Origin of the sequence: Sulfitobacter pacificus, assembly GCF_030159975.1 — a bacterium.
Taxonomy (GTDB): Bacteria; Pseudomonadota; Alphaproteobacteria; order Rhodobacterales; family Rhodobacteraceae; genus Sulfitobacter; species Sulfitobacter pacificus.
Genome location: NZ_BSNL01000001.1, coordinates 2,885,243 through 2,899,087, shown reverse-complemented (window position 1 = coordinate 2,899,087; position 13,845 = coordinate 2,885,243). Strand labels below are relative to the sequence as shown.

15 protein-coding genes are annotated in these 13,845 nt (G+C 55.2%); 4 read left to right on the top strand and 11 right to left on the bottom strand.

Going from position 1 to position 13,845, the window contains the following annotated elements; all coding sequences use genetic code 11:
• Window positions 1-38: 38 nt before the first annotated feature.
• The 4 genes from tdh to QQL78_RS14550 form a co-directional block, all read right to left on the bottom strand.
• Window positions 39-1,082, bottom strand: coding sequence for an L-threonine 3-dehydrogenase (gene tdh, locus QQL78_RS14565; RefSeq protein WP_284374538.1), 1,044 nt, complete (start codon window positions 1,080-1,082; stop codon window positions 39-41).
• A complete protein-coding gene (locus tag QQL78_RS14560; RefSeq protein ID WP_284374537.1) occupies window positions 1,079-2,266 on the bottom strand; it encodes a glycine C-acetyltransferase in 1,188 nt (395 codons plus the stop codon). Before QQL78_RS14560 ends, tdh begins: the two co-directional genes overlap by 4 nt.
• Before the next feature lie 97 nt (window positions 2,267-2,363).
• Entirely contained in the window at window positions 2,364-2,924 is a 561-nt protein-coding gene (locus QQL78_RS14555; protein WP_284375606.1) for a helix-turn-helix domain-containing protein, read from the bottom strand.
• 89 nt (window positions 2,925-3,013) lie between these two features.
• The gene (locus QQL78_RS14550; RefSeq protein ID WP_284374536.1) at window positions 3,014-4,360 is read right to left on the bottom strand and encodes a caspase family protein; all 1,347 of its coding nucleotides are present in this window, start codon (window positions 4,358-4,360) and stop codon (window positions 3,014-3,016) included.
• A gap of 100 nt (window positions 4,361-4,460) precedes the next feature.
• Here QQL78_RS14550 and QQL78_RS14545 point away from each other — a divergent pair, with 100 nt between their 5' ends.
• Window positions 4,461-4,862 carry a hypothetical protein gene (locus QQL78_RS14545; RefSeq protein ID WP_284374535.1) on the top strand — a complete coding sequence of 134 codons (402 nt, stop codon included), beginning with the start codon at window positions 4,461-4,463 and terminating at the stop codon, window positions 4,860-4,862.
• Between the two features lie 99 nt (window positions 4,863-4,961).
• Here the strand turns inward: QQL78_RS14545 and QQL78_RS14540 are convergent, their stop codons facing one another.
• From QQL78_RS14540 to QQL78_RS14525, 4 genes are all read right to left on the bottom strand, one after another.
• The gene (locus QQL78_RS14540; protein WP_284374534.1) at window positions 4,962-5,615 is read right to left on the bottom strand and encodes a glutathione S-transferase family protein; all 654 of its coding nucleotides are present in this window, start codon (window positions 5,613-5,615) and stop codon (window positions 4,962-4,964) included.
• Between the two features lie 86 nt (window positions 5,616-5,701).
• Entirely contained in the window at window positions 5,702-6,085 is a 384-nt protein-coding gene (locus tag QQL78_RS14535; protein WP_284374533.1) for a response regulator, read from the bottom strand.
• Window positions 6,072-6,515, bottom strand: coding sequence for a MarR family winged helix-turn-helix transcriptional regulator (locus QQL78_RS14530; RefSeq protein WP_284374532.1), 444 nt, complete (start codon window positions 6,513-6,515; stop codon window positions 6,072-6,074). The genes QQL78_RS14535 and QQL78_RS14530 overlap by 14 nt, the downstream gene beginning before the upstream one ends.
• A gap of 83 nt (window positions 6,516-6,598) precedes the next feature.
• Window positions 6,599-8,257, bottom strand: a complete 1,659-nt coding sequence (locus QQL78_RS14525) for a PAS domain-containing hybrid sensor histidine kinase/response regulator (RefSeq protein ID WP_284374531.1) — start codon at window positions 8,255-8,257, stop codon at window positions 6,599-6,601.
• A 462-nt stretch (window positions 8,258-8,719) separates the two neighbouring features.
• Between QQL78_RS14525 and QQL78_RS14520 the strand changes: the two genes are divergently transcribed.
• Window positions 8,720-8,980: a hypothetical protein gene (locus tag QQL78_RS14520; protein ID WP_284374530.1), complete on the top strand. Its 261-nt coding sequence runs from the start codon at window positions 8,720-8,722 to the stop codon at window positions 8,978-8,980.
• 166 nt (window positions 8,981-9,146) lie between these two features.
• Here QQL78_RS14520 and rpiB read toward each other — a convergent pair whose 3' ends face one another.
• From rpiB to QQL78_RS14505, 3 genes are all read right to left on the bottom strand, one after another.
• Window positions 9,147-9,596: a ribose 5-phosphate isomerase B gene (rpiB, locus tag QQL78_RS14515; RefSeq protein ID WP_284374529.1), complete on the bottom strand. Its 450-nt coding sequence runs from the start codon at window positions 9,594-9,596 to the stop codon at window positions 9,147-9,149.
• An 85-nt stretch (window positions 9,597-9,681) separates the two neighbouring features.
• Complete coding sequence (locus QQL78_RS14510) at window positions 9,682-10,470, bottom strand: beta-keto acid cleavage family enzyme (RefSeq protein ID WP_284374528.1); 789 nt, start codon at window positions 10,468-10,470, stop codon at window positions 9,682-9,684.
• Window positions 10,467-11,786 (bottom strand): aspartate aminotransferase family protein, encoded by a 1,320-nt coding sequence (locus QQL78_RS14505; RefSeq protein WP_284374527.1) that lies wholly within the window; start codon window positions 11,784-11,786, stop codon window positions 10,467-10,469. Before QQL78_RS14505 ends, QQL78_RS14510 begins: the two co-directional genes overlap by 4 nt.
• Before the next feature lie 73 nt (window positions 11,787-11,859).
• Here QQL78_RS14505 and QQL78_RS14500 point away from each other — a divergent pair, with 73 nt between their 5' ends.
• Both QQL78_RS14500 and QQL78_RS14495 read left to right on the top strand, forming a co-directional pair.
• Entirely contained in the window at window positions 11,860-12,771 is a 912-nt protein-coding gene (locus QQL78_RS14500; protein WP_284374526.1) for a MurR/RpiR family transcriptional regulator, read from the top strand.
• Between the two features lie 27 nt (window positions 12,772-12,798).
• Complete coding sequence (locus QQL78_RS14495) at window positions 12,799-13,767, top strand: TAXI family TRAP transporter solute-binding subunit (protein WP_284374525.1); 969 nt, start codon at window positions 12,799-12,801, stop codon at window positions 13,765-13,767.
• Window positions 13,768-13,845: the final 78 nt, after the last annotated feature.

Genomic DNA, 13,845 nt, shown 5'->3' with positions numbered 1-13,845 from the left:
TCCGGACCGCCACACCTTAAGAAGAAACACGACGGGCTTTATGCCCCGCTCCAATCCAGGACCACTTTCCCTGACTGGCCCGACTTCATCGCCGCGAACCCTTGTTCGAAATCGGCAAGGGCAAAACGATGGGTGATCACGCCAGAGACGTCCAGCCCATTTTGCAACATGGCAATCATCTTGTACCAGGTTTCAAAAATCTCGCGGCCATAGATGCCTTTCAGGGTGATGGCCTTGAATACAATCCGGCTCCAATCGACGGGGCTTTTGCCGGGTGGAATACCCAGCAAGGCAATACGCCCGCCCATCACCATGGCCTCTACCATCTGGTCAAGGGCTTGTTGATTGCCGGACATTTCCAGCCCAACGTCGAATCCTTGCTTGATCTTCAAGGGCGCTAGAACATCCATCAGATCCTCTTTTGCGACATTTACCGGGGTGACATCCGCCACCTTGGCCGCCAGATCCAGCCGCTCCTGATTAATGTCGGTGATCACGACATTGCGCGCGCCCGCATGGCGGGCAACCGCTGCCGCCATAATCCCAATCGGCCCGGCACCAGTGATCAACACATCCTCGCCCAGCAGATCGAATGACAGGGCGGTGTGAACGGCGTTGCCCAATGGATCAAGGATGGCACCGATGTCATCGCTGATCTCGTCGGGCAATGGCACCACGTTGAACGCAGGCAGGCGCAGATATTCGGCAAAAGCACCCTGCTCGTTCACGCCAATGCCGCGGGTTTCTGGATCAAGATGGAACTTGCCGCCGCGGCTTTGGCGGGATTGTTTGCCAATCAGATGCCCCTCGCCGCTACACCGCTGGCCCAGCTGCAACCCTTGGACATTGCGCCCGATCTCGACAATCTCACCGGCAAACTCATGTCCAGTGATCAAAGGTACGGGCACGGTTTTCTGCGCCCATGTGTCCCAGTTCCAGATGTGGATATCGGTGCCGCAGATGCCGGTCTTGTTGATGCGGATCAGCACGTCATCCTGCCCGATTTCCGGCACTGGCGCGGTTTGCAGCCAGAGGCCCTCACGCGGGTGTGCCTTGACCAAGGCGTTCATTTCATTGGTCATTTCAAAACACCCACCGCTTTGCCCGCAACTTCAAAAGCGGTCAGAGCGCGGTCCAGATCATCAAAGCTCAGCGTCGCGTTCATCTGGGTGCGGATGCGGGCCTGACCGCGCGGCACCACGGGGAAAAAGAAACCGCTGACATAGACACCTTCCTCAAACAGACGCGCGGCCATTTCCTGTGCCAGATGCGCCTCGCCCAGCATCACGGGGATGATCGGATGTTCCCCCGGCAACAACTCAAACCCCAGTCGGGTCAACCCGGCCCGCCAATATGCGGCATTTTTGAACAACTGCGTGCGCAGGCTATCGCCCTCTTCAACCAGACGGATGGCCTCGATCCCGGCGGCCACAATGGCAGGCGGCAGGGAGTTGGAGAACAGATAGGGGCGGGCACGTTGGCGCAGCAGGTCAATAACGGGCTGCGGGCCAGCAATATAGCCCCCCACCGCGCCGCCAAGGGCCTTGCCCAAAGTGCCGGTCAGAATATCGACATCAACGCCAAAATGCGCAGGTGTGCCCGCGCCCTTCGGCCCCATAAAGCCGGTAGAATGGCAATCATCCACCATCACCAAAGCACCATAGGCTTCAGCCAGTTTGGTGATTGCGGGCAGATTGGCAAGGTAACCGTCCATGCTAAACACACCATCCGTCGCGATCATGATGAACCGTGCGCCGTCCGCCTTTGCCGCCTTCAGCTGGGCCTCAAGGTCGTCCATGTCGGAATTGGCATAGCGATAGCGTTTGGCCTTGCACAAACGGATGCCGTCAATGATCGACGCATGGTTCAGCGCGTCAGAGATAATCGCATCTTCCGGTCCCAAAAGCGGTTCGAACAAGCCACCGTTGGCATCAAAACAGGCAGCGAAAAGGATGGAATCATCCTTGCCCAGAAACTGTGCGATACGGGTTTCCAACGCGCGGTGCAGGTCCTGCGTACCGCAGATGAAGCGGACCGAGGCCATGCCAAACCCTTTGTCGTCCATCGCCCCCTTGGCTGCTTTGATCAGTTCAGGGTGGTCAGCAAGGCCAAGATAGTTATTGGCACAAAGGTTGATCACGGGCTTGCCACTGGCGGTGACATGGCCCGCCTGCGCCGAGGTGATCAACCGCTCGCGCTTGGTCATCTTTTCAGCGTCAATCTGCGCCAGCGTGTCGGTCATATGGGTCAAGAATACAGCGGTCATGGAATCCTCCGTTTTACGGGATTCTACATGCCGGATTAATTTCCGCAATAGCGGATTTACGCAAAGTTAGAAACTTATCCGTAATAGTGGATGTCCGCTACGCACCGTTCACAACCAGAAAGCAACGTGCCGGTCCATCGGCCGTGATCCGATGGGCAACATCTGCGGGATATCGTGCGGTGTCACCTTGCGACAGCGCCTCGACCGCATCACCACTTGTCACAGTCAGCCTGCCTTCGATCACAGTCAGATGTTCACGCGCGCCTTGGGCATGAGGCAGGCTATCCAACATGCCGTTCTCCTGAAACCGCAGCTCGTAAACTTCGTGCCGCCCGGCCTCTTCCGGCGGAGATAGAATGCGGATCGAACATCCCGCGCCATGTTTTTCAATTGTCGGGACATTGCCGTTGCGCAGCACTTCGATCTTGCTTTCCAGCCCATCTTCCAGAAGGCCAGCAAAATCAACCTGAAGCGCCTTGGTCAGGTTCCAAAGGGTCGAGATCGTCGGGGAGGATTCGCCGCGTTCGATCTGGCTGACCATACTGCGCGATACACCCGAAAGTTTGGCGACAGCATCCAAAGACAGACCTTTGGCGCGGCGTGCGTCCTTCAGACGGGTGGGGAGAAGTGATAGTATTGCGTCGGTGTTTTCCATAATAGCGGACGTTACCGAAAAGCCGTCAGGCGCTGCAAGGTGGAAAATCTGGTTGTTTCAGTCTAAGGTATTTTCGCAAACCTGCCGGCGTCTTAGTCGCAATAGGTTTGACCATTATAGGTGAAACAACTGGAGCTGGACTTGGGGGCAGACCGCCTGCGGGCGGTTGTCGCTTGCGGGGTATAACACTGCCCCCTTGAGGAAAGCCGCTGACCCTTTGCACAGGTTTTGCGCTGGCATGCACCATTGATCAAATTCTCGGTGACTGCGCAGGTCAGCGGGCAAATCCTGCCCTCAAGCTGTTCGGCGTGATGCAACAATGCTTCGGTCGGCTCCAGACCTGCAATTTTGGCAGCGGGCGCATGTTTGGCCAAAAGCGCCAGAGCAGCGCGGCTTTTTCGGCCCCAGATCCCATCCGGCGCGCCTGCATTGCACCCAAGGCGGTTCAGTTCTGTTTGCAGCCCCCGTGCCAATTCGCGTTTGTCGGGTTGTTCAACCTGGGGCGGGGTGGCAGCGGCCTCAGGCTTTTCCGTGCCGTCCGGGGTGACAGAGGACAGTTCGATTTTGGGGGCGGGGTCTGGTGTGGCTTGAGGGGCAGGCGTGGCTGGCTTTGAGGTTGAAACCGGTGGAACCGACGCGGGAAGGGCGGATTGCGCGGGTTTGTTCTGAAAGATGAAACTGCCGGTGAGGGATGAGCTGCTCCACGGGATTTGCTGTCCGCCGGTTTTTTGCATCACATCACGGCGGACGCTGCGCATCATGATTTCCACATCAAGATCCGGCGTTGCAATATGATCCAGCAAGGCATCGGTAAATGGGGAATGACGCCCCACACCATCCAGCGCCACATTTCCGGGTTGAGTAGCATAGGCTATCAGCGTGCCAACACCTGTCTCTACCGGGGCCAATCCGCGACCCACAGCAACAGAGCGTGTTCCCATGTTCAGCGACAGGTTTCGCGCCATTGGATTGTCACGGCAGGCATCTAGGAAAATCAGATTGGTGCGGTTTTCACGCTCCATAAAGCCGATGATATCATCAAGGGTGACCGTTTCGAATTTCAGATCGGTTTCATCGCGGATGTTTGCATCGACCGGCACCAGATAGTTGATGTTTCCCACCTCCAACCCGTGCCCGGCATAATAAAGCACAGCTGCATCAGCATCTTGGGAACCCCGTGCAAAATCACGGATCAGTTCTTCGAATGCACTGCGGGTCAGGTCGTAGCCATCAAAAACATCAAAGCCCAAGTTGCGCAATGCGGCGGCAACTGCTTCTGCATCGTTGCGGGGGTTTGCCAGGGGTTGAGTATTTTCATATTGCGCGTTGCCGACCACCAGCGCCACGCGCTCTGCTTGTGCAGCGGTTGTCATAGACAGCAGCACCGCGGCAAAGAGTAGGGCGGCGTACCATTGTGCAATTCCGCTAAGCTTGTGCATCGCGCCAACCTAAATGTCATTTGACTTTCTATCGGGATGGGGCAAGCCTAACCGCAACCACAAGCAGGTGTCGATAAACATTTGACGAAGGGGGCGCCGGATGAAACCGCGCAGATCAAACTTGAGGCGTCTGACCATCGCCGGGGTAGCTGTTGGCATGTTTTTCGCCGCCGCCCAAAGCGCCACTGCACAAAATACGCGATATCTGGACCGGCGTGTCGCTGCGGGCAAGCAGATGGAATTTCAATGGCTGAACTATGATGAGAGAACCTGCAAGGATCGCGGTTACCCAGAGCTGATTGTCAACTCCAAGCCGTCATTGGGATCCTACCGCACGAAACGCCGGAAATTCACCCAGCAAAATGGACGGTGCAAGGGTAAGAAGCTTAGCGTTTTGTTGGTCTATTATGTGGCCGGTCGAAAGAAGGGCAGCGATCGTTCCTCTTTCACCATTCGCGGCTCCAGTGACATACGAATTCACCTCAAGGCGCAGGTGTACTGAAAGCAGGCAGTGATTGCGGCGCAAGGGGCCAGATCAGTCGCTCATAAAGAAACAGGGCATAGTTTCACATCTGGCGGCTTGGCCTGTGCGGGCAAGCTATCAGATTTTTGGCCCAAGAAGCGACAAATCGGGATCTGTGGCGGTTAATATTCCCGCCCCCTGAATGCCATCCCACCATGTGTTCAACGCCGGGTACGTGCGCAGCAGCATGTGGCCTTCCTCAGCGCGCACAAAGTAGTCGATCATCGGGGCCAAATGACAATCTGCAAGGGTGCAGCCCTGCCCGTTCAATATCAGCCCTTCCTTGGCAAACCGCTCTAGGCTTTCCAGGACTTTGTGGGATGCCTCAAGACCCATGCTGATTTCGGCCTCGTCAACCGGTGCCCCCTCCAAGGGTGCGAAAACGCGGTTGGAAAAGACTTGTCGTACCATCGGCAAATAGCCGTAGTTATCAATGATTGTAATTGTTTGATCTACCCTTGCCCGGGCTTTGGCAGTTTCAGGCATCAAGGGGTTTGCCGGGAATGTGCTGTCCAAATAGCGGGTGATCGCCTGAGTTTCGAAGATGCTGAAAGTGCCATGCGTCAGCACCGGCACACGGCCAAATGGATGCTGGTCCAGATATCCCGGCGGAAGGGCAGAAAATGGATCTACTTCAATGCTGTCATAGTCCTGCTCTTTGATCTGCAATACCAGACGGACGATGCGTGTGTAGACGCTATATCGATACCCATATAAATTGATGTTAGCCATTTACCTGCCTGACGATGCCTGAGCTTTCTTTCGAAGGTCGGTGGTTCACTGACCGTTAATGCCCCGATGATTGGGCGCTTATGATGTCAGATTTCCAGCACTGAAGAAACAGCCTCCAGCAGGGTGGATTTCTGAAACGGTTTTTGTAGGAAAACCACGGCACCACTGATGTCGGCAATGGCGGCTGTTGCTTCAAGGTCCATATGGTCGTTCCCGCCAGATATTACGATGACTGGCGTGTTGTCTCCTTTCGCGCGGATCGTATCGAGAATGGAAACCGAATGCTCCGTACCCAGCCAGAAGTCGAGAATGGCAAGGTCGAAAGGCCCCATTGTGGACAGTCTTTGAAGGGCGGCAGACAGATTTTCGGACGCAACAATCTCGTAGGGTTCGGACGACAGAAATATCGATATGACCTCGCGGATCTCTGGATCATCTTCGACCAGCAGGATCTTTCTACGCGGTGTCATCGCTGGCACTTTCCGAGATCAAGGCGATTGACCGAATTGTATTCATAAACTGTGACTGTTCCGCCTCTGGCAATTTACGGATATGTTTCACCGCGGTTAAAATCGGATCGTTCGACAGGGCCTTGATACCAAGCGGTGTCAGGCCAATTGTTTTGGTCCTGCCATCATGGCCATTTGCCCTATGTGTCACATACCCGCGCCCTTCAAGCGTGGCGGTGGCACGGGTCACAGGTGCGCGGGTCAGGCCCAGAAACTGCGCGATCCAACGCAGCTCACAGCGGTCATCCGGCATCCGGTCAAGATAGCGCAGGATCGACCATTGCAGCGGTTGGATTTCGGAGGAATGCCGCGCCGGATAGATGTCGCGGACAAATCGTTCCAACAATACGATAGAGGCGATCAGCTGTTTTTCATCGACGTCATGTGTCATGCGATCTGCCCCTCCTTCCTGCTTTTCATGGGCCCAAGCATAGCGGTCATAGGGTGAAAGTTCACTATAAAGCTCAAGAGTTCTCAACTATCTGCCTCTTCTGTTTGATTGGTCTGTGGCACCTGCGCGCCTGTTGCTTTCACGGGTTCTTTCTCCGCCGGGGCGGCCTTTGTGCTTTTGGCATTGAAATAAAGCCTGAAGGTCGTGCCCTTGCCCACTTCTGAGTTCAGCAGGATCACACCCCCAGATTGATCAACACATCTTTTTACCATGCAAAGTCCCAGACCAGACCCGTTGCCGCGCGGTTTGTCTGTATAAAAGGGCTCGAAGATCTGTTTGATTTTGTCAGCGGCAATGCCGTGACCCGTGTCACCCACGGTCAGCACCACATAGTGACCGGGCCCGATATCCGTAGGCTGGCGTGATGTTTCGCCCGGCGTCACCTTTAAATTAGCGGTTTCAATTCTGATGGTGCCGCCGTCCGGCATAGCGTCACGCGCATTGAGGATAAGGTTAAGGATCGCGTTTTCGGCGGAAACCGGGTCTGTTTCGATGTCCCAAAGCCTGGCAAACAGCGATGTTTCAAGTGTTATGGTCGCCGGTAGCACACCAGCGGTCCAGCTTAGCGTGCTTCCAATAAGTTCATTGAGGTTCAGGCGAAGGAGTGGGGGCGGTTCATCTTGGGCGAAGCGAAGTAGATTCTTTGTCAGCTCTGCCCCTCGCAGGGCAGCCTTGCGAGCCGAGGAAATCAACTTTTCACCCTGACTGCCCTTACCTTTTTCAAGCCATATTTCGAGACTGCCAAGGATGACGGTAAGCAGGTTGTTAAAGTCATGGGCGATACCGTTGGTATGGGCGCCTATCGCTTCGATCCGTTGCGTTTGACGTAAACGCATTTCGGTTTGACGCAGATGGGTAATGTCAAGACTGGTGCCGATATATTCGACAATCTGACCGTTTTCATTGTGAACCGGTTCTTCAATCTGGCGGATATACCGGATGCCCCCCATCTGGTGGAATGCGCGGTATTCGTAGGTTTGGGGGTGTCCACGACTGGCCTGCTGGTGTGCGTCCAAAACAATCTGACGATCATCAGTGTGAATATGACCCAAATAAAGTGCCGGACCTCTGTGCTTTGTCTGAAACTCCATTGGGGTTAGACCAAAATGCGCGGCGTGTCTTTCTGAACAAAATACGCATTCCCGGGTATCCGCATTGAATGTGTAAAACCCGATACCCGCGATGCGGGTTGCGGTGTTCAGACGTGCCTCTGCCAGATCTATCTCAATCGGAAACGCCGGGTTTTCCTGAAGGCCAAGCACTGCCTTGATCGGGCCCGTGTTATTTGCCGCTGTTGTCCAATTCCTGAGTCGCTGGCGGATTTCGCTATTTTGGCGTGCCGGCGCGGCAGTGGTATAGGCCCAATGGATGACGAAACTCATGGCGATGGCGGAAAATGCGCTGACGACGACCAAGGCCGTTCCTGCGGTGGCCAAGGTGAAATTTTGACCCTCGTCTTCGTTCCATCTAACAAATGGTGCCGGTGTGAATTGCAGTACTGCTGTGCCAATGATCAGCAAGAATGTTGCCTTTAGCGGCACCACGGGCCAGACCGGAGAAGGAATGGTCCTTGCGACACCGGCACCGAAAAGCGCGAACAGACCATAAAGAAATGTGCCAAGCCAGACATTTGGTCCGCCAATATCAAGACGCGCTACTGCACCGCAGGCGGCCGCAATCAATCCGCCGAGGGCACCGCCAAGATATCCTGCGTAAACAAGAAGCCCGGCCTTGGCATCCAGCGGTATTTGCGCCCCTTCAAAGACGAAGGGGTTGGATGAGATCAGATAAACCGTAACCCCCATCAACAGGCCAACGATGATCTGGCGATGAAACCTATCGCGACTAAGCGTGCCATTTGAAAAAATGGCATAGGCACCCAAGCCTGCGAAGGCGAGGAACACAAGATTTCTTAGGATCGAGATAATCATCCAAGACCTTCCTCATATCATACTATGTTAATTCCCCAAGGAAACATAGCTCTAAGGTTGTATTCTGATTTGTGAATTGATCCTGGGTTGCATTTTCCAATATTCTTTCAGCCCGGCGGTTAGCCAAAACACAGAGAAAGATTCAATCTCAGCTGGAATGCTAGCGCTAGCAACTTGCAAGAATCGGCTTGATACAATAAAAGTTAGTTGCTAATGGCAACCATATTGCTGGTAAATACTAGTGGGGAAAAAATGAATAAACCCGGTCGCGACGCGCTTGCTGAAACACATGATGTCCTTAACGGGCTAAGGCATTTTTTATCCGAAGTTGAAAAAGCTGCCCATTCGGATACGAATGCCGAGTTGAAGACTATTGAGAAAAGTCTTGCCGCTGTCGCACAGCAAATTGCCGCAATTACACAGGTGGAAACACCAAGCAGCACCGCGGCAGAACCGTTTTGCGAACCACTGTAGCAACAAATAGAGATAGATCGCGAGCCTAACGCGTCGGCTTCCTTTGTCTGCGGCTTTCAAGTGAAAGACTGCAAATGCGGGCAAGCTGTTCCAGACAGGGCGGGCAATCGCAGACGTTCGATTGCTTCCGCCGCCGGATCACCCTCTTGGCCCGCGCATTGGGGTGTCAGGTTTCCATGTCTTTGATCATGTCGACGCGCAGGGCGTGCCGGTCCCCTTCGAAAGAAGCGTTCAAAAAGGCGTCTACGATATCCAGCGCCAATCCCTCACCAACAACACGCACACCAATAGACAGCATGTTCGCATCATTGTGCTGGCGGATCATTCGGGCGGAAAACGTGTCGGTGCATACGCCGCAACGAATGCCCTTAACCTTGTTGGCCGCCATCATGATACCCTGGCCCGTACCACACAGGATAATGCCAAGGGCGCAATCGCCGGAGGCCACCTGCTGCGCAGCAGCAGCACCATGTTTCGGGTAGTGGGTGCTTTCCGGTGTTGTCGGCCCAATGTCCACAGCTTCCCAGCCAAGCGCGGTGATATGAGCGGCAATGGTCTGGCGCAGTTCAATGGCGGCGTGATCGCTGGACAGGACAATACGTTTATTGGCGGTCATTGAGAGGGTTCCGTTTTCTTTGGGGCTGGCAATGGATGTTTTCAGCCAGATAGCACGTGCACGTTAGCGATGCGAGGGGCCGAGCCTAGCTGGCAGCGAAGTTTCTGGTTGCGCGCGGCAGGGCCATTACTTCGCGCACCCGTTCGGCATTGGAGGCAGCGATTGTGCCATCCGCATTCCAGAATGAGTTTTCAAACCCGACCCGTGCATTGCCGCCCTGCGCCAGCGCGGCCCCCAGACAGGCGGTTTCCTGTTTGCCGAAGGCGCAAACCGCCCATTGTGATATTGGGCAGGTCTGCTGCATCCAGGTCACAAATGGGTTTAGGTCGGCGGGGCTGCTTTGCTGTCCTTGCGTGTAGCGGCCAAGGACGAAAATCAGCTGGAGGTCTTCGCGGTTGAGGCTGCCATCGTCCAATAGATCCGACATGGTTTCCAAATCCTGCGGTCCATAAAGGATATGCTGCACGGCGATATCTGCCTGTGCGCAGCGGTCATAAAACGCGATCGCTTCCTGTCTTTCGCCATCCGCCAGCATTTCCGCCAATGAAACCGAGGCCGCCTCTGGTTTTGCCTGTTCCACCACCCTGCGTTGCTCGGCTGGTCCATAGATGCCCACCGCTTCTGAGGTGATTTGTAGTAGCATTTCGGGCACCGCCTGACGTAGGGCATTTAGCGCGTCGCGGTACATCCCGGCGTCCAGAATGTGACCGCCGTCTTCATCGCGCAGATGTAAATGCAGCCCGTCCGCCCCTGCCGCATGGCACTCAATCGCGGTTGTCACGAGTTCGTCCAATGTCATCGGCAGGACAGGGTGATCCGCCTTGGTCTTTCGGGCACCGTTCGGGGCAACCATTAGTTTCGGCAGCGTCCTCATAGCACTTTGTCAATCGCTATGCCCAGTTTGGTTACCACCTCATCGATATGGTGATCTTCCATGATGAAGGGCGGTGCCAGCAGGATGTGATCCCCGTTCTGCCCGTCGACTGTCCCGCCCATGGGGTAACAGGCCAGACCGGCAGCAAAGGTCTCTTTCTTCAACGCTTTATGGATGGCGCGTGCAGGGTCAAAGGGGCGTTTGGTCTCGCGATCCTCGACAATCTCGATGCCGCGAAACAAACCGCGGCCGCGAATGTCACCGATGTTGGGATGTTGGCCAAAGGCGTGCTGCAAGGCATCCTGCAGTTTTCCTCCCATCTCGGCGCAGCGTTCGACCAGCCCGCCGTCGGTTAGTTTAGTCAATACCGCCAAAGATGCCGCACAGGCGGTGGGGTGGCCGACATAGGTGTGACCATGCTGGAAAAATCCGCTGCCAAATTCAATCGCCTCATAGATTTTGGCCGAACACAGCATTGCGCCGATGGGCTGATATCCCGCGCCCAACCCCTTGGCCACGGCGACGATGTCGGGGGTGATCCCTTCCTGTTCGCTGGCAAACAAGGTGCCGGTGCGGCCCATGCCGCACATCACTTCATCAAGGATCAGCAGCACGCCATATTGATCACAAATCTCGCGGATGCGTTTGAAGTACCCCTGAACGGCCGGCACAGCGCCTGCGGTTGCACCGACAACAGGTTCCGCGACAAAGGCAAAAACCTTATCTTCACCCAAACGCTGGATTTCAGTCTCCAATTCGTTGGCGACCCGCAGACCATATTCCAATGTGGTCTCTTCGGCGGTCTTTCCACGATATTCAAAACAGGCCGAGATATGTGTGGTCTCGACCATCAAAGGCGCAAATGGGGCGCGTCGCCATGCGTTGCCGCCTGTCGCCAAGGCCCCCAATGTATTGCCATGATAGCTCTGCTTACGGGCAATCACATGACGGCGCTGAGGTTGGCCGGTTTCCACAAAATACTGTCGGGCTAATTTCAGTGCGGCTTCCATTGCTTCCGATCCGCCAGACACGAAATAGACGCGGTTGATGCCCGCAGGTGCGTGGCTGATCAGCTTGTCGGCCAGTTGTTCCGCAGGATCTGAAGTGAAAAAGCTGGTGTGCGCGTAGGCGATTTCGTCAAGCTGGTGTTTGATCGCAGCGATCACATCCGCATCCCCATGCCCAAGGCAGGACACTGCCGCACCGCCGGAACCATCGAAGTATTGCCTGCCGTCCCGGTCGTAGAGATACACTCCTTCGCCCCGCGCGATGGTGGGCAATGCCGATTTGGTGTGTCGTGGAAAGACGTGGGACATGTGATCAATCCTTTGATGCCCTGATTGCGCGCAATGAAACAGATGATTCTGGCGTTGACAAGGTGTGAAACAAATGAAACATTCGCCGGACGAGAGATTTCCGGGGGGGTATCTAGACTTGCAATTGTCGTTCGAGCAGCAGCTTTCTGGCAAATATGCCTCGCTGAGTGCCAAGTTGAAGGAAGCTGCCGATTTTGTCGTGGCCAATCCGATCGACGTTGCAACCCGAAGCCTTCGTGCCCTGTCCAAGGACGCGAATCTATCCCCTGCAACTTTCTCGCGCATGTCGACGGCACTTGGCTATGACAGCTACGAAGATCTGCGCGATGTTTTGCGCCTGTCTATCGAACATCGTGGCAATACTTTCTCACATCGAGTTGAGGCATTGCAGCAACGGCACGGCGGAGGGGATCAGGGGTTTCTGACCGAACATCTGTTGGAATGTGCCGGGAACTTGCAGAACCTCGAAGCCGCGATAGACCGCCCCATGCTGGAAGCCTGTGTTGAGCGGCTACATTCCGCGCGCAAGGTGCTTGTTGTTGGCGCGCTTGGCTCTACCGGGATTGCGGAATATCTGGCCTATATGGCCAGCTTCATCGCCGACAACTGGTCTATGGCCAGCCGGATGGGGGCATCTTTGGCAAGTGGTCTGGTGGGGATGTCGGATCAGGACGTTATGATTGTCATGACAAAACCACCCTTCGCGAGCAACGCCATCAATGCGGCGCGTGAAGCACATGATGCCGGTGCCTTTGTCATTGTCATCACCGACACCCATACTTGTCCTGCCTTGGTTCATGCCTCGGCACATTTTATTGTTTCGACGGAAAGCCAGCATTTCTTTTCATCTTACGCTGCAACTGTTGTGTTGTGTGAGGTGCTGATCGGGATGCTTGCGGGCCGGGCCGGTGCGCCGGCAATGGACCGCATCGCCGAAGTCGAACTTAGAAACCGCCGCCTCAGCGAAGTCTGGGCCGGTTCATAAAACGAAACATCAAACAAGGAGTATCTGATGTCCAAATCGTTCAAACTTTCACTCACGGCCATGGCTGTCGGTGCAATGATGGCACCTGCGGCTTTCGCCGAAGAGTTCATTACAATCGGCACCGGCGGTGTGACCGGCGTTTACTATCCAACAGGCGGTGCGATCTGTCGTCTGGTCAACAAAGGCCGCAAGGACCACGGCATCCGTTGCTCTGTCGAATCAACAGGCGGCTCGGTTTACAACATCAACACCATCCGCGAAGGTGAGCTGGAATTTGGTGTGGCCCAGTCCGACTGGCAGTATCACGCGTTTAACGGGACATCCAAATTTGAAGAGGCTGGCGCCTTCGAAGGCCTGCGCGCGGTGTTCTCTGTACACCCTGAACCCTTCACGGTTGTTGCGCGTGCGGATGCAGGCATTTCCACCTTTGATGATCTCAAAGGCAAGCGCGTGAACATTGGTAACCCCGGTTCTGGTCAGCGCGGCACAATGGAAGTTCTGCTTGAAGCCAAAGGTTGGACCACGGGCGATTTCGCCTTGGCAACGGAGCTGAAAGCAGCAGAGCAGTCCGCCGCCCTATGTGACAACCAGATCGACGCGATGGTTTATACCGTTGGCCACCCTTCCGGTTCCATTCAGGAAGCGACAACAGCCTGTGATTCTGTTCTGGTGACAGTTGACGGTGCCGAAGTCGAAAAGCTGATCGCTGACAACCCGTTCTACCGTTCGGCCAAAATCCCGGGCGGCATGTACCGTGGCAACGACAATGAAACCGCGACCTTCGGTGTGGGCGCAACCTTTGTTACCTCGGCTGATGTTTCGGAAGACGCGGTTTATACCGTTGTGAAATCCGTGATGGAAAACATGGAAGACTTCAAAAAGCTGCACCCGGCATTCGCTAATCTTGATCCAAAAGAGATGGCAACGGCTGGTCTTTCAGCACCGCTGCACCCCGGTGCGATGAAATATTACAAAGAAGCTGGCCTTATCGACTAATCTAGGCTTGGCTATACCAATCGAAGGGGCAGCATCTGCCCCTTCGTCACGACCCAAAAACAAAATGCAGTTTGAACT